This is a genomic window from Streptococcus parasanguinis, from assembly GCF_001073155.1.
Taxonomy (GTDB): domain Bacteria; phylum Bacillota; class Bacilli; order Lactobacillales; family Streptococcaceae; genus Streptococcus; species Streptococcus parasanguinis_D.
The window spans coordinates 1-19,090 of record NZ_JVEE01000004.1 but is presented as its reverse complement, the minus strand read 5'-3'; the positions used below and the strand labels follow the sequence as shown (position 1 = coordinate 19,090).

The window sequence follows — 19,090 nt, the reverse complement described above, 5'->3', positions numbered from 1 at the left end:
ACTGCTTTTGCTAAAAGGGTTTTACCAGTTCCTGGAGGGCCTTCAAGAAGCACACCTGCTGGGATTCTTGCACCCAATTTAGTAAAGCGTTTTGGATCTTTTAAAAATTCAACAACTTCAACAAGTTCTTGTTTTTCTTCTTCAGCTCCCGCTACATCTGAAAAACGAACTTTAATATCTTCTTTATTAGCAGCGCGGGCTTTATTACGACCAAAGTTCATTGCACCTCTGGCACCTCCGCCACCGCCTTGGTTCATCATTGAGAAGAAGAAAAACATGACGATAACAAATGGAACAATTGAAGTGAGAATTGTTATCCACATGCCACTTGAGCTCTCACGCTTAATGGTGATTTCTGCTTTGTGGTCAGCTGCTAATTTTTGTAATTCATTGACGGTGATATCAGATGGGAGGATGACACTAGTAAAGCGAGATACTTTTTGAACACTTGGGGTAAAAAATTGAATTCCTGTATCATCTTTTGATTCTTTAGCTTTATTATAGGTCCCTGCAATTTCAATCACACTACCATTTGGTTGGTAACTGATCGTTTTTACATTATCATTTTTAATTTCCTTGACCAATTCTGTGTAGTTGATTTGCTGACTTTGACCAACTCCATTACCCGCAAAAAAGTACTGGAATCCTGTCACAGCCGCTACAATAATCAACAAATACAGAAATGGATTTCGAACAAAACCGTTATTTTTTCTGTTATTCATCTAGTCTCCTCTATTTTGAGTACACTTCCTCTTTTAATACACCAACATAGGGTAGGTTACGATAATTTTCATCATAGTCTAAACCATATCCTACAACAAACTCATTTGGAATCGTAAAGCAGGTGTAATCTGCTTCAATCTCAACCAAACGTCCCTCAGGTTTATCCAGTAAGGTAGCAATCTTTACAGATGCCGCATTTCGTTCTTCAAAGAGTTCTTTTAGACTCTTGAGGGTTTTACCTGTATCGATAATATCTTCTACAAATAAAATATCTCTACCAGTAATATCTTGGTCGATATCCTTGATAATATTAATAATACCTGAGCTTGCTGTACCACCATGATAACTTGAAACCAGCATAAAATCCAATTCAATATGTGTATCCACGTGGTTGATCAACTCTGCCATAAATGGAACAGAGCCTTTCAAAATTCCAACAAAAATTGGATTTTTTCCTTGGTACTCTTTTGTTAGGGTTTCACCCAATTTCTTTGCTGCTTCTACAATTTCATCATGTGAAACCAATACTTTTTTTATATCTTTTTCTAACATGTTTTTACCTATCTATTTTTTGAATATAAAGACTATCTTTCATTATACCACTTTTTGAGAGCTTACTCAAATCACTCGTTACCAATCCCACTACAGAAAGAATATTATGATTTTGTTCTATAATGAGAGCCTTTTGCCGAAGAGAAATTGGAATTTTATGGTTGATAAACCACCGTCTTAATTTTTGATGGTGGCCATTAACAAGTAGCTGATCTCCTTCCTTTCTCCTTCTAATTAAGATGGGAGTTTCGCGTGAAACAGAAAGAATTTCTACATTTTCCCCTACTAATGGTTGTCCAAAAGATAGTTTATAATTTGCAATTTCAAAGATATTCCCAAATTCTAACAAAAATGGGAGGGGTTGGTCATCCGACTTTTGACTGATTTTTTGTATTTCAAAGAAATCATATTCCTGATGTAGTTCATAATTCGACTTTAAATAATGGACGCAATTTCTTTTTTTTCGCAGTAAATTTAATAATTCTTGAAACTGTACCCTACCAAGTTGCAAATCTGGAAATTGTGCCAAATACTCTTCTAATAAGAATGATTGTACAGAATGAGAATACGTTCTAAAAAAAGCTAAATCTTGAATGGTTAACTCGCTAGTCAATTCTTTCAGTGCTTGGTGCCAATGAGTCACTTCTTCTGCTAAATAACGAAGACTTACTTGCATTTGAGGATTTTCTTTTTCAAATTCTGGAAGGTATTGATGGCGTACACGATTTCGAAAATAGTCCTGTGAGTCATTGCTACTGTCTTCAAAGTGAGGGATTTCCATCAACTCATCTTTGGTAAAAGTTAACAAAGGACGGATTAGCTCACCCTTACCAAATGGTTGGCGTACAGGAATGCCATTTAAATGGCGTAATTTTGTTCCTCGTATTAAGCGCATGAAAGTTGTTTCAGCTTGATCATTTGCATGATGACCTGTTACTAAAGCGGTGCAATCTTCTTTCTCCATAATCTGTTTAAAAAAATCATAACGAAAGGTACGAGCTTTTGCTTCTGTAAAATCACCCGAATAGTGAGCCACATAGATACGTGTCTCTCGCCTATCAGCTAGCGTTCGAAGTTCACTTTCTTCTAAATCTGATTCTGGTCTTTGTCCATGATTGACATGAGCGAGTACCAGATGGATTTTCAATCGTTCTTTATTCTTATATAAAAGTTCATACAGATTCATTGAATCCAATCCACCAGATAAGGCAACCAAAACACGGCGATGGGGAGTAAATAGATCTTGTTTTTCACAAAACTCTAAAAATCGCTTTTCCATTATTTCAATACCTCATAGATATCTTTTGAAATGTTGGAAATCGTATCATAATTCGAATGATCTGTAAAAATGGCTATTACATAGGGTGAATTTGTGTATACAATCGCAACATCATGTCTAAAATCATAGGCATCTCCAATTTTATGAGCAACTTTTACTGGAAGGTCACGCGCAATCCGTTGATCATCATATTTTGTAGAGGAGAGCGCATCAATAATAGGGCCATTTTGTTGATAGACAGCCTCCATGACATTGCCAGCCATTTCAGCGGATGCTTCTCTTTTTTCAACATCCCAATGTTTCTTTGCAATCCTATCCAAAGTTTTTTGGAAGTCTTGATCTGATTGATGAGTGACATAATAATTCAAGATATTATGTCCAACATTATCTGATTCTTTTGCAATCTTATCTACCAACTCTTGAACACTGTATTCTTTTCCATCGGGTGTTTTTGAAAGGCTACCACTTCCTTCTGGTTCATAGCCACCTTTGAAATCATTGACTTCTGGAATATATTTGTAGGTTGTAGTTGGAGAAATGGCTTTTTTATTGAGCTGTTCTTGGACGTAGTACAAGTATGGTAATTTTGTTACACTGGCAGAATACATTTCTTTTTGCGGATTGATTCCAGCAGTATTTCCAGTCTCTAATTGTTTTACATAGATTCCATACGAAGGAGAATTGTATTTACTATTCAACAATTCCTGGACTTTTTCCATTCGATTATCTTTTTCAGTGACGAATGCTTTGTTCACCCAGCCCTGACCTTCAATCTCCACAAATTCATCTCGTAAAGTCTTAGCTGTACGTAAGACTGTCACTTTTGTATAAGGAGAAAGAGGTGTATTTTTTTCTTTTGTACCATTTATTAAGGGTCGGTCATACACTTTAAAACCAGGTTTTAGCCACATGTCTTGTTTTTTTTCTTGTGTTTCTTGTACAACATCAGAAAAAATGACAGAAGAATCTGCTAATACATATCCTTTATCTGCTATTTTAAATACAGCTTTCCCTTCATCATTTACAAAGAGTTGTTCGATTGTAAACGGTGTGTTGGGGAGAATTTCTCCTTGTGCTTTTTTCAACTGAGGATCAGAAAAAACAGAAATTTTGCGATAGACATTCGGGTTCGCTGGAATTGAAGAAAAATAAAGTTCTGATGGATGAGCCATTGTCTGAGAAGACTCAGACTGCTCGACACTCGCTGCTTGAGACCCAATAAATAAAATTGGAACTAACAATAGGAGCAGAAATCGTTTAGACACCTGTATTCCTTTCCTTTTCATCCTTTTGAAGTTTAATCATTTGGTTTTTCTTTTTTAATTCCTCTAATTTTTCATCCGAAAATTCAAGAAATTGTTTAACTGTTTGTAAGATATTTTCCATCGGTTATTGCGGGAGTAAATCTGGGATGGTGTAAACATATTCACCATCTTTTGAAAAAGAATACTTAGCGCGTGCATATTTTGTTGCATAATCATCGTCTTTTAATTTTTTAGCGATGTCTTGTTGGTATTCTTTTTGTTCACTTGTTTCTTTATACTCTTTTTCCAACTGTTTGTATTGTTCTTTTTTATCTTGTAGCGATTGATAGCTCTGGGCTAAATTATAAGTTGGAAGAATAAACAGTAACATGACCAATATCAAAACGAGCCCCAGAAAACGATTGCGTTTTTTTCTTTCTTCTTCTAAAAAACGTTTTCGCTGACTTTCGTCTTTGATATATTTATTGTTCATTTGAACGATATTTTTAGGCATCTTCTTCTATCCTTGTTTCACTAATTATTTCGTACATTTTGGATGCATCTTCTTTTTTTGTACTATCCAACATTTCCAAGACTTTAACCGTCAATACTTTATTTCCAAAACGAACTTCAATTTGATCATTCACTTTCAAATCCGTTGAACTTTTTGCTAATACTCCATTGACTTTGATTCGCCCTTTATCTGCAACTTCCTTTGCAACAGGACGACGCTTAATAATGCGAGAAACTTTTAAATATTTATCTAATCTCATACTGTCACCTCTAACATAGTATTGTATCATTTTTTATACATAAAATGCGAAAAATGAGCTAAGAACTGCTAGTCCTTTTCTTTTTCCTGTTTAATTTCCAATAAGGTTTGACCAAATTGCTTCAGAGCTTCCAAAATTTCAAAATCTTTCTTATTTCGAATATCGAAGATCACTTCAATCAATCCCTTTTCTTCTGCAATCTGTGCCTTTAACTGTGTCATTGACAGAGCTTTGAAATAATCCTGTGTTAAAAACAGTTGTTTGGCAATAGGTTCAAATTTCACTGTCACTTTTTGTTGTTTTCTCTCAACAAGACGGACAAAGACTTGATCCAAGTAAGCTTTCACTAAACCAATTTCAAGTAGGTAGGCGACAACATCTGAGTATTCTCCAAAACGATCGATCAATTCATCTTGCAAGTATTCATAGTCTGTCGCAGAATTCATTTCACGAATTTGTTTGTAAATTTCAATTTTTTGACGTTGATCTGAAATATATTCATTAGGTAAATACGCATCTATTTGAAGGTTCAACTCTGCATTGCTCTTTTGCCTACGATGCTCTTGGCCTTGTTTCTTAGCAATAGCTTCTTCTAACAATTGAGAATACATTTCAAAACCAACTGAATCGATGAAACCAGATTGAGAAGCTCCAAGGATATTCCCTGCTCCACGGATCGATAAATCTCGCATAGCAATTTTAAAGCCAGACCCCAACTCAGTAAAACCTTTAATAGCTTCTAAACGTTTTTCAGACACTTCTGTAAGAGATTTGTCTGGACGATACATCAAATAAGCATAAGCAATTCGATTGCTTCGTCCCACACGACCTCTTAGTTGATAAAGCGTTGAAAGCCCCATGTGATCCGCATTTTCAATAAAGAGTGTATTGGCATTTGGAATATCCACACCTGTCTCAATAATGGTTGTCGTCACTAAGACATCGTATTCGCCATTAATGAAATCCAACAGGGTATTTTCTAAGCGAACTTCACTCATCTGACCATGAACAAAGCCAATCGAAGCCTCTGGAATCAACTCTTTTAATTCAGACACCTTTTGTTCAATTGTATCTACCTTGTTGTAAAGATAGTACACTTGACCTCCACGATCCATCTCCCGCAACACAGCGTCTCGAATAATGGTTGGATTGGTCTCTAATACAAAAGTTTGCACAGGATACCGATTGGTCGGAGGTGTTTCGATGACAGACAAATCTCGAATTCCTAGCATAGACATATGAAGAGTTCGAGGTATAGGGGTAGCTGTCAAGGTAAGCACATCCACCTTTTTTTTCAATTCTTTCAAGGTTTCTTTGTGCTTCACTCCAAAACGTTGTTCTTCATCGATCACGATTAAGCCTAAGTCTGAAAAAACAACATCTTTGGACAAGAGCCGGTGAGTTCCAATAATAATATCCACTCGTCCTTTTTTCAACTTTTCAAGCGTTTCTTTCTGCTCTGCCTTACTCTGGAAACGACTTAAAACAGCAACTTCTACTGCAAAAGATTCAAAACGCTCCTTAAAATTGGCATAATGTTGTTGGGCAAGAACCGTGGTAGGAACCAGCACTGCTACTTGTTTATGATCATTTACTGCCTTAAAGGCTGCTCGCATAGCGACCTCTGTTTTCCCAAAACCGACGTCTCCAACCAGCAATCGGTCCATCGGACGATTCGATTCCATATCTTTTTTGATTTCTTCAATGGAACGTAATTGATCATCTGTTTCAATATATGGAAAATCTTGTTCAAAAGCCTCTTGATTTTCATCATCTTTGGAATAGGCAAATCCTTCTAATTGACTACGCTCCGCATAAAGTTTTATCAAATCATCTGCAATGTCCTCCACCTGGGTCTGAACCTTTTGCTTCGTTTTTTGGAAACGCCCATCATTTAACTTGTTAATTTTTGGCGCTTTTCCATCGCTTGCAACGTATTTGGACAACATCTGAATCTGATCGACAGGAATCGAGATGCGATCTCCATTTTGATATTGAATTGAAACATAATCACGATGGACACCCGAAATTTCAATCGTTTCAATTCCCAAATATTGACCAATACCATGAACTTGGTGAACAACATAGTCCCCTTTTTCCAATTCATTATAATTTTTTAGGCGTTCTGCATTGGAAATATTTTGCCTGCGAATCTTTCGTTTGATCTTTTTCTGATAAATCTCTGATTCTGTAATGTAGACAATTTTTTCATCAACAAATTGGAAACCGTGAGCTAGTCCTCCAACAATTAATTGACTAGCTTGAGGGATAATCGCATCCCCATCAATATAATCTAATCTAATCCCATACTCTTCTAAATTTTTATGGAGCTGTTGAAGATTTTGATGAGAAGTTGCTTGAACAATAACAGTATAGTTTGATTTTCGATACCGTTCAATTTCCTCTTTTAGTAAATCAAATTGTCCAAAAAACTCCTGCATGGGATATTGATTGAATTGATACAAATGATCAAATTTCAGATTTCCCAATCCTTTTTGAAAGTTTGAAAAATAAGTTGCAGGCGTATATTTTCGTAAAATTGTACTGGTGTCTGCAAAATACACTTGGCGAGAAGAAGCTCTATTTTTATGTAAATCTTCCGTCAAGAGATTAGCTGTATCTAGTTCAAATCTCGCTATTTGATCTGCTATTTTTTGATAATCATCCAGAAAGACTGGAGTGTGTTTAGGAAGATAATCGAATAGAGTATATTGTTTCTTGTAAAAGAAACTAATAAATTTTCTAAGATCCGGATGGAGTTTCCTTTGAGAAATATCTCCCAGAATTTCTGCTAGATAAGATTTAAATTCTTCATTCGCGCTCTGTTCTTGCAATTGTTCTATTTGCTGCTGACCACGGATAAAATCTTCCTCTTGCAACAATAGATCACTCACTGCCTTCAGTTGAACTTCTTCAACATTTTCAACAGAACGCTGACTTTCTGGGTCAAAGATTCGGATTCCATCAATCTCATCTCCGAAAAATTCAATCCGATAGGGTTGGAGTTGTTCGATCTCAAAGATATCTAAAATATCTCCTCGTAGACTAAACTCTCCCTGTTGCAAAACTTGGCTCACCTTTTGATAGCCAATCTTTTGTAATGTTTCACTCAGAGTAGTTAAGTCTATTTCTTGACCAACCTTCAATTGAAAAATACTAGATGCAAAAACTTTAGGAGAAGGTAATAGTAGTTTTATACCACTCACATTGGTCACAAGGATGCCTTGACGATCTTCTTGACATACAAAGTTCAAAGCCTCTAATCGTGCAAATTGCCTTTCTTGTGAAGCGAAAACAAATTCTGCTAAAGGATTATCATCTCCCAAAAATGTATGGACTTTCTCTTCTCCAAGCAAGGAAATAAAATCACTGGCCAATCGTTCCGCTTCGTTATAACTGGAAGTGATGAGGACTGCTTTTTCAATAGAATCAAAGGCTGAAGCCATTACAATAGCCTTTGTAGTTGCAGACAATCCTAAGATCAATTCCCTATTATTTTTTTGCAAACCTTGTTGCCAGGATAGAAGGGTGGAGTTTTGACTCACTAAATCAATTACATTCATCTACTTACCCGTTGTATTTCTGCATGCTTCTTTCAAAATTTTCTTCTACCAAGTAATCGTTAACCGCTTCTTCTACTCGATCGATTGTTTGTAGAATGGTGATGTAATCGTCTTTATCAAATTTTCCTAAGACATGATGAACAACTGACATGCCCTGCTTAGGTCTTCCAATTCCAATCTTAATTCGATAAAAAGTCTGAGTTCCAATATGATTGATAATCGATTTGATTCCGTTATGACCTCCAGCTGATCCTTTAGCTCGAAGACGAATCTTGCCAACTTCCATATCTAAATCATCGTAAATAACCAAAAGATCTTCAATATCCAGACCATAATAAGTCAGAAGGGCATGGACTGCTTTTCCACTCTCATTCATAAAAGTGGTCGGCTTTACAAAATAGACCTTTTCTCCATTCAAAAATGTTGAGGCGATATCAGCTTGAAAAATCTTATCATGGGAGAAAGTAAGATTTAAAGACTTTGCCATTTGATCAACTAACATAAAGCCTACATTGTGTTTGGTTTCAACATACTTATCACCTGGATTTCCCAATCCAACAATTAATTTCGTCATCTCTTTCCTTTCAAAACACTAAAAGGGTTGGAAATATTTTTTCCAACCTTTACATCTTTTTAACTCTCTTATACATTAAAACGGAATTCCATGATGTCCCCGTCTTGGACAACATATTCTTTTCCTTCTTCGCGCAAGCGTCCTGCTTCTTTTACAGCCTTTTCAGAACCGTATTTAACTAAATCATCATAGGACATGGTCACGGCACGAATAAATCCTTTTTCAAAATCAGAGTGGATGATTCCAGCAGCTTGAGGAGCTTTCATGCCACGTTTGAAGGTCCAAGCACGCACTTCTTTTTCACCAGCTGTGAAATAAGTGCCAAGTCCCAACAAGTGGTAAGCTGCACGCGTGAGTTTATCAACTCCAGACTCTGTTAGGCCAATCGCCTCTAAAAATTCTTGTTTATCTGCATCATCTAGCTCAGAAATTTCTTCCTCAGCACGCGCAGAAATCACCACGACTTCCGCATTCTCTGTTGCCGCAAAGTCACGAATTTGCTTCACATAGTCAATAGAGTCTGGATCTGCAACAACATCTTCATCCACATTTGCTACATAAAGAACTGGTTTGGTAGTCAAAAGGAAAAGTCCTTTCACCACTTTTTGTTCTTCCTCCGTGAATTCAATGGTCCGAGCTGATTTACCATCTTCAAGAACTAGTTTGATTTTTTGTAGAACATTAAATTCCGCAACAGAATCCTTATCTTTTTGTGTACGAGCAATTTTTTCTACACGCGCATAGCGTTTATTGACAGACTCTAAGTCGGCTAAAATTAATTCTAAATTGATGGTATCAATATCTGCCAGTGGATCAACAAAGGCATCTTCACGACCTTGCTCCCGCATGACATTTTCATCATCAAAAGCACGCACTACATGGACAATGGCATCTACTTCACGGATGTTGGCCAAGAATTTATTACCAAGTCCTTCCCCTTTAGAAGCCCCTTTCACAATCCCAGCAATATCTGTAAATTCAAAAGTAGTCGGAACTGTCTTCTTAGGAGTAATCATTTCCGTCAATTTTTGGAGGCGTTCATCTGGAACTTCTACCATCCCGACGTTTGGATCAATGGTCGCAAAGGGATAGTTTGCGGCCTCTGCTCCTGCTTTTGTAATTGCGTTAAATAGGGTTGATTTACCAACGTTTGGTAAGCCAACGATACCTGCTGTTAATGCCATTTTTCTTTTTCTCCGTTCAAATTTCAATCTCTTTCATTATAACATAATTCAAAAGACAAGTGATGAAAAATGAAATATTTCATGACCTTTGAAACTAGATTTTTTTATCAAACTGTAACGTTCTAAAAATATAAATATGGTATACTCTATTTAACAATGAACAAAGGAGTTTTTCAGATGAAAAAACAAACATGGAAATCTATTTTTCTTTCTTTAATCGCTATCTTTACTCTCTTTCTTCTTGGAGCTTGTGGACAACAATCTGTTCAAAAATCCTATCTTCAGGCAATCAACCAAGAAAAGAAAACGGATGTTCGTATTACACTAGAACATAAAGGTGATAAAGCGATCAGTAACCAAACCACCACTACTATTTATTACAAAGAGGCGGGAGTTACAAAAGATCAATTAAAGGAAATGATCGATAAATATGATGAAGAATACAAGGATGTCAAAGGATTCACACATTCTGCTGAATACAAAGATGATTATATGGTTGAAAAAACAACACTAAATTATGAAAAGGCAGACTTAGATCAGCTAATTGAAAAGAAATTAGTAATGACACAAAAAGATAAAAAAGTCGACTATATCAGCTTTAAATCAACTTTTGATATGATGAAACAGGGTGGTTTCAAAGAAGTTAAAAATGGAAAATTTGAAGAATTAAAATAATCGAAAAGGTTCGGTCACATAAGTGACTGAACCTTTTATAGTACTTTCTTCATTTTCTGTTCAAAATCATGGCGACTCATCATGACCACATGGTCACAATTGCTACACTTGATTTTTATGTCTGCACCAAGTCGCGTAATTTCCCAACGATTTGCCTTCTTACCTGTTTCTTTAATCACACAAGCGTGGGGCTTTTTCATTTCTACAAAATCACCTAACGTATACATGATTCACCTTTGTTAATTTGTGCGAACTGGCGTAATCAATTGAATGAACCCTTGTTCATTTCCTTCTGGAACCAATGTAAACGGTCTAACAGAAGAAATAAAACGAATAACAACTTGTTCACTATCAATAGCTTTGAGCGCTTCGATCAAATAAGTTGGATTAAAGCTAATAGACAAATCCTCTCCTGAAACGGCGCTTGTATCGATCTCTTCATTTACTCGCCCAACTTCTGGTGAATGAACGTGGGAAGAAACCACTCCATTTTTGAACTCTAATTTAACCGTTCCGTTTTGAGTCGCATTTGAAAGAAGACGAGCACGCTCCATTGCAAATCGAAGGTTGGCCACATTGAAGGTTGCCTCTGTATTGAATTCTGTTGGAATGAGACGGTCTGTATCAGGATAATTTCCTTCTAGCAAACGGGTATAAAAACTAATGTGTTCACTTCTAAAGAGAATTTGATTGTTAGCAAAGAAAACCTCAACTGTTTCAATATCATCAGAAAAAACAGAGGTGAATTCACGAAGAGAGCGACTTGGGATGACAACATCAAAGTTGTCTCCATTTTTCTCCAGTGTAATCACTTTTTGACTCATACGGTGAGAGTCTGTTGCTACTGTTTTTAGCTCTTTATTATCTGATAAAACAAAGTGAACACCTGTCAAAATTGGCCGACTTTCTTGTACACTTGCTGCAAATGCCGTTTCATTAATTAATTGTTTTAATAATTTTGTTTCTAAAACTAATGGATTACTTGCAGCAATTTCTTGAATACGTGGATATTGATCTGCATCTTTTCCTTTAAGTGTAATTTCTGATTTTCCGCTTGTTAAAAGAACCTGTTTTTGTTCAATCTCTTTAAAATCTAAAGTAACATCTGGTAAACTTGAAACCACATTAATAAAGAAAGTTGCTTCCAATAAAATAGAACCTGGAGAGGTCACCAATAAACCAGCATTTTCATCTTTGATAGAAATAAAGTTTTCAATTGAAATTTGGCCATTCGATCCTGATAAGGCAACTCCTTCTGGAGTGACATCAATTTTAATTGTGGAAAGGATTGGAATAGCATTTTTAGAACTGATCGCTCTTTTGGTAGTATTTAGTGCTTGTAAAAATAAAGTTTTGTTAATAGAAAAATTTATCATGGTCATTCCTTTTATTTATTTTATGATTAGTAAGTTAATAGTAATAGTAGGTTGTGTGGAAGTTGTGGAAAACTCTCAGAATCCTATCTATGACTTAAAAAGTTACTTGTTTAAAAATTGTGCATAACCCCTAGAAGTTAAGAGGAAGTTATCCACAGATTAATTTAACTTTTTCTTGATACTTTGAATTTCGAGTCGTAGATTATCATCTGTGTCGACCATACTTTTAATTTTTTCATAGGCATGAATGACAGTCGTGTGGTCTTTCCCACCGAATTCTTTTCCGATTCGAGGAAGTGAGTTGTCCGTCATCTCTCTTGAAAGATACATAGCCACTTGTCGTGCTAGGACAATATTCTGAACTCTTCGCGAACCTTTGATTTCTTTTACACTGACTCCATAAAAGGCTCCAACTGCTTCCTGAATTTTTTCAATGGGGATGACAAGCGTCTTGCTATTATCGTTTTTACGAGCTCGAATAGCTTCAGCTGCAACATCGATCGTAATTTCTTTTAGTTTTTTCACCTTCGCCATTAAAGAAATATCATTTAAGGCACCTTCTAAGTCTCGAACATTTGAATCAAACTGACCTGCTAGATATTCCAGTGTGTCATTAGGAAAAATATAGTCTAGATCTTCAATTTTATTCCGTAAGATGGCAATCCGAGTTTCAAAATCAGGTGGTGTTATATTTTGCGTTAGTCCCCATTTGAAACGAGTAACCAGCCGCTCTTCAAGACTATCTAAATGATCCGGACTTCGATCGCTTGTTAGAACAATCTGTTTGTTGTCGCTATGGAGGGCATTAAAAGTATTAAAGAATTCCTCTTGAGTCGTGACTTTTTTCCCACCGAGTGACTGGATATCATCAATCAGTAAGAGATCAAGACTTCGATAGGTATTCTTGAACGTCTTCATTTCTCCTAATCGAAGGTGTTCTAAAAATTCATTAATAAAGGTTTCTGCTGGAACATACTTAACTCGTGCATTTGGAATATTTTCTAGAATTTGATTTCCAATTGCGTTCAATAGGTGAGTCTTTCCAAGTCCTGGCCCACCATAAATAAAGAGAGGGTTGTAAGTTGTTGCAAGATTTTCAGAAACTGCAAGCGCTGCTGCTTTCGCCCAAATATTTCCATCCCCTTGCACAAAATTATCAAAGGTGTACTTTGATTTCAGACCTGTATCAATTTTAGGTAACGGTTCGGTTGCTAAGCTACCTGAAGATAATCTCCTATTCTCACCGCTATGACTACTAGGAATTTCTTCGGTATCTTCAAAAACGAAATGGAACTTCAAATCTGTATTGTAGACTTCAAAGCTGGCTGTGATCAAAGCATTTTTTAGATTTGTTTCCCAAAATAATTCTTTATAATTTCCATCAAGATAAATGGTAGCCGTCTCTCCATCGATTTTGACTAATTTTGAATCGGCGACAAAAAAATCATAGGCACTATCTTTTAGTTGTAATTGGGCTAATTCTAAAAAACGAGACCAAAATTGCTCTTCTTGTGACACTATCAGACTTCCCTCCTTTTCTTGAATTGTATCAAATCATACGTACTCCTATTCTACCACAAACAAAAATAGTTTTCCACAGGCTAAATTTCATGAAATTAAATTATAGTTTTAAACTTTTCCACAAGTTGTGGATTTAAATTCACATTGTTTTTAAAAGTTATCCACAAAGTGGGGATAACTAGTGAATATCCTTATTTTTCTGCTATTTACAAAAGATTTTTATGGTGGAAAAGCTTGTCAATACAAAAAATAAAAATAACAGCCTTATTTAAGGCTGTTGATAATTCGTTGGTATTCATCAAGACTGGAAAAAGAAATTTGGATAGTTCCTTTATTTTGAGAAGAGGAGTGTATCGTCACATCTGTTCCTAATATTTTTTTCAATCGCTGTTCCTCTTCCAGTAGGAAGCTCTCTTTTGCTTTTTTATTTTTCTGTTTTCTTTTTGAACTGATCTTGCTTTCTAATGTTCGAACATTTAAATGATCCTGTTTGATTCGCTCCAACCAAAATCGCTGCTCTTCTTCATCAAGAGGAACAAGAACACGCGCGTGAGCCGAAGAAATATCATTTTGAATGACTGCTTCTTGAACAGAGGGTGCTAGATGTAACAAGCGAAGCATATTGCTGATATAGGGTCTAGATTTCCCCATAAATTGAGCGATTTGGTCGTGCTTATAGCCATGATCAACGAGCTTTTGGTAGGAGATAGCTTCTTCAATTGGATTGAGATCTTCTCGTTGAAGATTTTCAATAATGGCTTGTCGCATCATTTCTTGATCTGTTAACTCTTTAATAATCGCAGGAACAAGCTCTAATCCAGCAATTTTTGAAGCTCTAAAACGTCTTTCACCTGCAAGCAATTCAAAACCAATTATTGGAGATTTTCTGACAATAATGGGTTGAATTAAGCCATTTTCTTTGATTGACTGAGCCAGTTCTTCTAATTTTTCTTGATCAAATACTTTTCTTGGTTGGAAAGGATTGGTTCGAATGTCCTTTACCGCTATTTTTTCTAATTTTTCCATCTTATGAATAGAATAACACACCTTTACAAATTCGTAAAGGTGTGTTTACAAGTATGTCAAGAAAGTGAAAGTTAATCGCTCAGATCCTCAGTTGATTTTGTCAACTTGATAGAAGTTGTTTGTTGTTTTCCATCACGATAGAATGTGACCTTTATCGTATCATTGATTTGGTGAGAATAGAGGGCAGATTGTAAATCTGCAGTTGACTCGATATCTGTATCATCGATCTTTGTGATGACATCATAGCGTTGCAATTTATCTGAAGCAGGCATATTTTCAAGTGTTGAACGAACCAGTACCCCTCCAGAGATTTTTTCAGGAAGTTTTAATTGGCTTAAATCAGAAGTTGAAAGGTTGGATAAATCCATCATTTGGATTCCAAGAGCTGGTCGAACTACTTTTCCTTTTTCTTCTAGTTGCTTGATAATATTGACAACATCATTTGCAGGAATTGCAAATCCCATTCCTTCTACTGAAGTTTGTCCGTTATTTGAAATTTTACTTGAGGTAATCCCAATGACTTGTCCTTGAATATTGATTAATGGACCTCCAGAGTTTCCTGGGTTGATGGCTGCGTCTGTTTGTAGGGCGCGTGTAGAGATATTTTGTCCATTATCGGCTTTCAATTTCACATTGCGGCCTTGGCTGGAAATAATTCCTTGGGTAACAGAATTAGCATAATCTGTTCCAAGAGGGCTACCAATTGCAATTGCAGTCTCACCGACCGTTAATTGGTTTGAATCTCCGAATTCGGCTACTGCCTTTGCTTTATCCGCACTGATGCGAACGACTGCAATATCAGAATAGACATCTGACCCAACTACTTCTCCTGGGACTTTATTCCCATCTGCTAAAAGAATATCTACTTTTTTAGCACCATTGATTACATGGGTGTTGGTAACAAGGTAGGCATATTTTCCTTCTTTTTTATAAATGACCCCAGAACCTTCACTAGAAATTTGTGAATCAGAGTTTTCTTCTTTTTCAAATAACCCTTGATTCGAAGAATCAGAATAAGTAATCACAGAAACTACAGCATTTTTCACCTTATCTACGGCCTCACTAGTTGAGGTTGTATTTTTATAAGCTGTTTTAACAGTGGTTGAGTGGACTTGCTTACTTTCAGTATTTGAAGTAGAAAAATGAGATGTTTGTAAGGTTAAAAAGGTTCCAAGAATCCCACCTAGAAAACCTACAACAAAAATGAGGGCTACGTTTCCAATTTTTTTCAGTAAATTAGATGAAGATTTCATATTTTCCTCCTAAGGATATCAAATTGTCTAGAGTATAAAAAAACTTTCTTAATTATATCTTAAATTCTACAAGTTATCCACAAATTGTGGATAACTTGTAGAATTTAGTTGAGAAATGGCTTTAAAAAGGACTTTATAGAATAGATTTCCTTTCTATAGCTGTGGATTATTTGTGGAATTGAAGAATTATGCTACAATAGGGGAATGAAAATTAAATTGATAACCGTTGGAAAATTAAAAGAAAAATACTTAAAAGATGGGATCGCGGAGTATATTAAAAGGCTTGGTCGATTTGCAAAAGTAGAACAGGTTGAGTTAGTTGATGAAAAAACTCCAGATCGTGCCAGTCAACTCGAAAATCAACAAATCCTTGAAAAAGAGGGGGAACGAATTCTCTCTAAGATTTCAGATAAGGAATATGTGATTGTATTAGCCATCGAAGGAAAACAATTTCCTTCAGAGAAATTTAGTCAAACGATTGACCAGATTATGACATCTGGTTATTCAAACCTTACTTTTGTTATTGGAGGCAGTCTTGGTCTGTCTCCTGAAGTGAAAAAAAGAGGAAATCTATTAATGAGCTTTGGTCAATTAACTCTTCCTCATCAGTTGATGAAATTAGTGTTGGTGGAACAAATCTATCGTGCTTTCATGATTCAACAGGGGAGTCCTTACCATAAATAACCTTGACGCTCCTTCCTTTTTCTGCTAAAATGAAGTAAGTTCGGTCTCATAGCTCAGCTGGATAGAGCATTCGCCTTCTAAGCGAACGGTCGCAGGTTCGAATCCTGCTGGGATCAAATGAGAGATGCAGCTTTTGCTGCATCTTTTCTTTTATGTAAAAATGTATAAATTCTCATTATCTATTAATTTTTGTATACTTCACTATAGACAAATAGTAATGAAATGATTTATTAGGAATATTTAAAAAAAGAACTAACAATCCCTATATAGTGCAAAGTGTAGATTATATAAATTGTGTAAAATAGTTTTCATTCATGTAACAAAAACATTACAATTTTACCGATTCCCTTTAATTTTAGGCTATTTTATATTATAATTTTTTGTATATAAAATTTTATTTTTTTATAATAATACTAGAGTATAATAAAATAGAAAAAAACAAAGTGGGAGAGTTTGTGTGATTCAGTCATTAATCTTGTCTTTTCTCTTGGGAGGGATCATTGTTCTGACGTTTGCATTAGTGGACGAAAAAATCTATCAGGAACATCAATTTGCATTTATCTTTCTGCTGAGCACCTTTGTTCTTCTTTTTGAAAGTCTCTTAGTATTTTTAGATGTGACTTTATTTTCAAATATTCGACTCTCTGATTTAAATATGCTCTTATGGCCAGTTTATTTATATCCTTATTATCATTATGCCAATCGGACGAATCGCTTGTGCGCCATTTTTTATTCTTTTTTTACTTATTTAGCGGTTGAAGGAACAGCAACTTTTCTGACGATAATTGTCTCTTCAGTGTTGGGAGATGCTGTTGTAGCAGCTTACTCAATTGTCTATAATATGTTTATTCGTTTGCTTTCTTTAGGAATCATTTTGAAGTTAATTGACTTATTTGAATTTGATTTTACTCCTTTTTATGAGAAAGAATTTGAAAAATATTTAAAGAGACTCATCTGTGTCTATTTTGCTATATTTGTAGTGATTAATTTTGCTTTATGGATTAGTGAACAAGCGCAATTTAAAAATTTTGGGAGTATGTTGGCAACGATTTGTTTTTTCTCTTTTGTAGTCAGCTTATTCCATATGAAAATCGAGCGAGATCAGTATCGTAAAAATTTAGAATTGGAGTATAAAGAATTTTCTGAGCAACAAATGAGTCGGTATATGGCTGAAATTCAAAGTCTCTATTCTATTGTTAGGGGATTTCGTCACGATTTGGGAAATTTAGTTATTTCTATGTCATTAGCCATTGAGGAAGAAAATATTCCAGAAATACAGAGAATCCATAGAGAAGTATTGGAAAAAGGTTATAAAGAGATCAATACAGAAGCATTATCAGGATTCAACTTGGTCAATATCAAAGATTCTGCTTTACGAAGTATTTTGATTCGAGGCTGGTTGGATGCAAGAGATGCTGGGGTGGAAATGACCTTTGAAACGAGTGAACCAATCGAGCAACTACCAGTTGATTTATTAGATATCGTGAGAATCGTTGGGATTCTAGTGACAAACGCTTTGGAAGCTTCAAAAGAAGCAGAAGAAAAAAAAGTTCATATTGCTATTTTCTCTATTTCAAAAATTGTTTACTTAGTGATTCATAATACAACAAATGAAATCACTTTCGATATTAGAAAAATATATGAAGAAGGCTATTCGACAAAAGGAGAAAATAGAGGCCTAGGATTAAATAATGTGAGAAAAATCTTAGCAAATTATGGAACGATGTTTTTGGAAACGGAATTGCAAGAAAATCGTTTTTTACAAGTTTTGAAGATCGGAGGATACGAACAAGAATGAAGATTTTTTTATTAGAAGATGAGCTCTCTCAACAGATACGGGTAGAAAAACACATTGCAGAAATTGCTAAGGAATTAGAAATTAAACTTGAAGTGATTTCTACTGGTAAAATTTCGGAATTTGAAAATTATATCCAGAATTCGGATATCCACCAATTATATTTTCTAGATATTCATATTCAAGACAATGAGTATTGTGGGCTGGAAATTGCTCAAAAAATACGAGAAGCAAATCCTTATGCTATTATTGTGTTTATTACTACAAAATCAGAATTCGCTTCGATTACCTATCGTTACAAAGTATCTGCCTTAGATTTTATTGATAAAAATTTGAATGAAGATTTATTTAGATTAAAAATCAAGGAGTGTATTGAGTACCTAACGACTATTCAAATTGGAAATGATGATTTGACAGATTATTTTGAGTATGACTTTAAGGATAAAAAGATAAAAATTCCATTTAAGGATATTCTTTATATCGAAACGGTTGGTTCGGCTTATAAATTAAACTTAGTTGGGAAAAATTTTCAAAAAGAAATTGCGGGAAGTTTATCAGATGTCTTGGAGAAAGATGTGGAGGAGAGATATTTCAGTCCCCATCAATCTTTTATCGTGAATAGAAGTATGATCATTGGAATGGATAAGAAAAAGAAACAGCTGCTGTTGAAAGAAGGGTATTCTTGTCCAATCTCAAGAAGCAATATCAAACGTGCCAAAAAATTAATTGAAGAGCAAAATTTAGAATTTAGTGCTTGACAATTAGTTAAATTTTGATATAATGGGATATGTTCTGTTAATGAATATATGGTCCGTTGGTCAAGGGGTTAAGACACCGCCTTTTCACGGCGGTAACACGGGTTCGAATC

The 19,090-nt window shown here is 35.3% G+C and carries 19 protein-coding genes and 1 tRNA gene; 5 read left to right on the top strand and 15 right to left on the bottom strand.

Features of this window, described 5'->3' with window-relative positions; genetic code table 11:
* The 10 genes from ADH92_RS00425 to ychF all read right to left on the bottom strand — a co-directional run.
* A partial coding sequence (locus tag ADH92_RS00425; RefSeq protein ID WP_049495834.1) for an ATP-dependent metallopeptidase FtsH/Yme1/Tma family protein occupies nucleotides 1-722 on the bottom strand: 722 nt, incomplete at its 3' end.
* Nucleotides 723-732: 10 nt separating this feature from the next.
* Nucleotides 733-1,275, bottom strand: coding sequence for a hypoxanthine phosphoribosyltransferase (gene hpt / locus ADH92_RS00420; RefSeq protein WP_003018402.1), 543 nt, complete (start codon nucleotides 1,273-1,275; stop codon nucleotides 733-735).
* A gap of 4 nt (nucleotides 1,276-1,279) precedes the next feature.
* Nucleotides 1,280-2,554, bottom strand: a complete 1,275-nt coding sequence (gene tilS / locus ADH92_RS00415) for a tRNA lysidine(34) synthetase TilS (protein WP_049495829.1) — start codon at nucleotides 2,552-2,554, stop codon at nucleotides 1,280-1,282.
* A complete protein-coding gene (locus ADH92_RS00410) occupies nucleotides 2,554-3,840 on the bottom strand; it encodes a serine hydrolase (protein ID WP_049495826.1) in 1,287 nt (428 codons plus the stop codon). The genes tilS and ADH92_RS00410 overlap by 1 nt, the downstream gene beginning before the upstream one ends.
* Nucleotides 3,812-3,940, bottom strand: a complete 129-nt coding sequence (locus ADH92_RS11485) for an SP_0009 family protein (RefSeq protein WP_003009253.1) — start codon at nucleotides 3,938-3,940, stop codon at nucleotides 3,812-3,814. Before ADH92_RS11485 ends, ADH92_RS00410 begins: the two co-directional genes overlap by 29 nt.
* 3 nt (nucleotides 3,941-3,943) lie before the next feature.
* Nucleotides 3,944-4,312: an FtsB family cell division protein gene (locus ADH92_RS00405; protein ID WP_003009251.1), complete on the bottom strand. Its 369-nt coding sequence runs from the start codon at nucleotides 4,310-4,312 to the stop codon at nucleotides 3,944-3,946.
* Nucleotides 4,305-4,571, bottom strand: coding sequence for an RNA-binding S4 domain-containing protein (locus ADH92_RS00400; protein ID WP_003002258.1), 267 nt, complete (start codon nucleotides 4,569-4,571; stop codon nucleotides 4,305-4,307). Before ADH92_RS00400 ends, ADH92_RS00405 begins: the two co-directional genes overlap by 8 nt.
* Nucleotides 4,572-4,639: 68 nt before the next feature.
* Nucleotides 4,640-8,134 (bottom strand): transcription-repair coupling factor, encoded by a 3,495-nt coding sequence (mfd, locus tag ADH92_RS00395; RefSeq protein ID WP_049495823.1) that lies wholly within the window; start codon nucleotides 8,132-8,134, stop codon nucleotides 4,640-4,642.
* 4 nt (nucleotides 8,135-8,138) lie between these two features.
* Nucleotides 8,139-8,708 (bottom strand): aminoacyl-tRNA hydrolase, encoded by a 570-nt coding sequence (gene pth / locus ADH92_RS00390; RefSeq protein WP_003002186.1) that lies wholly within the window; start codon nucleotides 8,706-8,708, stop codon nucleotides 8,139-8,141.
* Between the two features lie 68 nt (nucleotides 8,709-8,776).
* Nucleotides 8,777-9,892, bottom strand: coding sequence for a redox-regulated ATPase YchF (gene ychF, locus ADH92_RS00385; RefSeq protein WP_049495819.1), 1,116 nt, complete (start codon nucleotides 9,890-9,892; stop codon nucleotides 8,777-8,779).
* A 177-nt stretch (nucleotides 9,893-10,069) separates the two neighbouring features.
* Between ychF and ADH92_RS00380 the strand changes: the two genes are divergently transcribed.
* Nucleotides 10,070-10,567, top strand: coding sequence for a DUF1307 domain-containing protein (locus ADH92_RS00380; RefSeq protein WP_049495817.1), 498 nt, complete (start codon nucleotides 10,070-10,072; stop codon nucleotides 10,565-10,567).
* Nucleotides 10,568-10,602: 35 nt separating this feature from the next.
* Here ADH92_RS00380 and ADH92_RS00375 read toward each other — a convergent pair whose 3' ends face one another.
* The 5 genes from ADH92_RS00375 to htrA form a co-directional block, all read right to left on the bottom strand.
* Entirely contained in the window at nucleotides 10,603-10,794 is a 192-nt protein-coding gene (locus ADH92_RS00375; protein WP_003002008.1) for a DUF951 domain-containing protein, read from the bottom strand.
* A 12-nt stretch (nucleotides 10,795-10,806) separates the two neighbouring features.
* Entirely contained in the window at nucleotides 10,807-11,943 is a 1,137-nt protein-coding gene (gene dnaN / locus ADH92_RS00370) for a DNA polymerase III subunit beta (RefSeq protein ID WP_021154169.1), read from the bottom strand.
* 159 nt (nucleotides 11,944-12,102) lie between these two features.
* Nucleotides 12,103-13,461: a chromosomal replication initiator protein DnaA gene (gene dnaA, locus ADH92_RS00365; RefSeq protein WP_049495814.1), complete on the bottom strand. Its 1,359-nt coding sequence runs from the start codon at nucleotides 13,459-13,461 to the stop codon at nucleotides 12,103-12,105.
* Nucleotides 13,462-13,728: 267 nt separating this feature from the next.
* Complete coding sequence (locus ADH92_RS00360; protein ID WP_049495811.1) at nucleotides 13,729-14,490, bottom strand: ParB/RepB/Spo0J family partition protein; 762 nt, start codon at nucleotides 14,488-14,490, stop codon at nucleotides 13,729-13,731.
* Nucleotides 14,491-14,561: 71 nt separating this feature from the next.
* Nucleotides 14,562-15,743, bottom strand: a complete 1,182-nt coding sequence (gene htrA / locus ADH92_RS00355; RefSeq protein ID WP_049495809.1) for a serine protease HtrA — start codon at nucleotides 15,741-15,743, stop codon at nucleotides 14,562-14,564.
* A 204-nt stretch (nucleotides 15,744-15,947) separates the two neighbouring features.
* Between htrA and rlmH the strand changes: the two genes are divergently transcribed.
* The 4 genes from rlmH (at nucleotide 15,948) to ADH92_RS00335 (ending at nucleotide 18,980) form a co-directional block, all read left to right on the top strand.
* Entirely contained in the window at nucleotides 15,948-16,427 is a 480-nt protein-coding gene (gene rlmH, locus ADH92_RS00350) for a 23S rRNA (pseudouridine(1915)-N(3))-methyltransferase RlmH (RefSeq protein ID WP_003009233.1), read from the top strand.
* Between the two features lie 42 nt (nucleotides 16,428-16,469).
* A tRNA-Arg gene (locus tag ADH92_RS00345) sits at nucleotides 16,470-16,543 on the top strand.
* A gap of 341 nt (nucleotides 16,544-16,884) precedes the next feature.
* Nucleotides 16,885-18,225, top strand: coding sequence for a sensor histidine kinase (locus tag ADH92_RS00340; protein WP_049495806.1), 1,341 nt, complete (start codon nucleotides 16,885-16,887; stop codon nucleotides 18,223-18,225).
* Nucleotides 18,222-18,980, top strand: a complete 759-nt coding sequence (locus ADH92_RS00335; RefSeq protein ID WP_049495803.1) for a response regulator transcription factor — start codon at nucleotides 18,222-18,224, stop codon at nucleotides 18,978-18,980. The genes ADH92_RS00340 and ADH92_RS00335 overlap by 4 nt, the downstream gene beginning before the upstream one ends.
* The last annotated feature ends 110 nt before the right edge of the window (nucleotides 18,981-19,090 follow it).

What these genes read in the sequence shown, in the direction of transcription:
- rlmH (WP_003009233.1), top strand. Translation starts at nt 15,948, where the DNA reads ATGAAAATTAAATTGATAACCGTTGGAAAATTAAAAGAAAAATACTTA.
- dnaN (WP_021154169.1), bottom strand. Translation starts at nt 11,943, where the DNA reads ATGATAAATTTTTCTATTAACAAAACTTTATTTTTACAAGCACTAAAT.
- mfd (WP_049495823.1), bottom strand. Translation starts at nt 8,134, where the DNA reads ATGAATGTAATTGATTTAGTGAGTCAAAACTCCACCCTTCTATCCTGG.
- ychF (WP_049495819.1), bottom strand. Translation starts at nt 9,892, where the DNA reads ATGGCATTAACAGCAGGTATCGTTGGCTTACCAAACGTTGGTAAATCA.
- ADH92_RS00405 (WP_003009251.1), bottom strand. Translation starts at nt 4,312, where the DNA reads ATGCCTAAAAATATCGTTCAAATGAACAATAAATATATCAAAGACGAA.
- ADH92_RS00400 (WP_003002258.1), bottom strand. Translation starts at nt 4,571, where the DNA reads ATGAGATTAGATAAATATTTAAAAGTTTCTCGCATTATTAAGCGTCGT.
- htrA (WP_049495809.1), bottom strand. Translation starts at nt 15,743, where the DNA reads ATGAAATCTTCATCTAATTTACTGAAAAAAATTGGAAACGTAGCCCTC.
- ADH92_RS00410 (WP_049495826.1), bottom strand. Translation starts at nt 3,840, where the DNA reads ATGAAAAGGAAAGGAATACAGGTGTCTAAACGATTTCTGCTCCTATTG.
- ADH92_RS00380 (WP_049495817.1), top strand. Translation starts at nt 10,070, where the DNA reads ATGAAAAAACAAACATGGAAATCTATTTTTCTTTCTTTAATCGCTATC.
- ADH92_RS00360 (WP_049495811.1), bottom strand. Translation starts at nt 14,490, where the DNA reads ATGGAAAAATTAGAAAAAATAGCGGTAAAGGACATTCGAACCAATCCT.
- hpt (WP_003018402.1), bottom strand. Translation starts at nt 1,275, where the DNA reads ATGTTAGAAAAAGATATAAAAAAAGTATTGGTTTCACATGATGAAATT.
- ADH92_RS00375 (WP_003002008.1), bottom strand. Translation starts at nt 10,794, where the DNA reads ATGTATACGTTAGGTGATTTTGTAGAAATGAAAAAGCCCCACGCTTGT.
- ADH92_RS11485 (WP_003009253.1), bottom strand. Translation starts at nt 3,940, where the DNA reads ATGGAAAATATCTTACAAACAGTTAAACAATTTCTTGAATTTTCGGAT.
- tilS (WP_049495829.1), bottom strand. Translation starts at nt 2,554, where the DNA reads ATGGAAAAGCGATTTTTAGAGTTTTGTGAAAAACAAGATCTATTTACT.
- ADH92_RS00335 (WP_049495803.1), top strand. Translation starts at nt 18,222, where the DNA reads ATGAAGATTTTTTTATTAGAAGATGAGCTCTCTCAACAGATACGGGTA.
- pth (WP_003002186.1), bottom strand. Translation starts at nt 8,708, where the DNA reads ATGACGAAATTAATTGTTGGATTGGGAAATCCAGGTGATAAGTATGTT.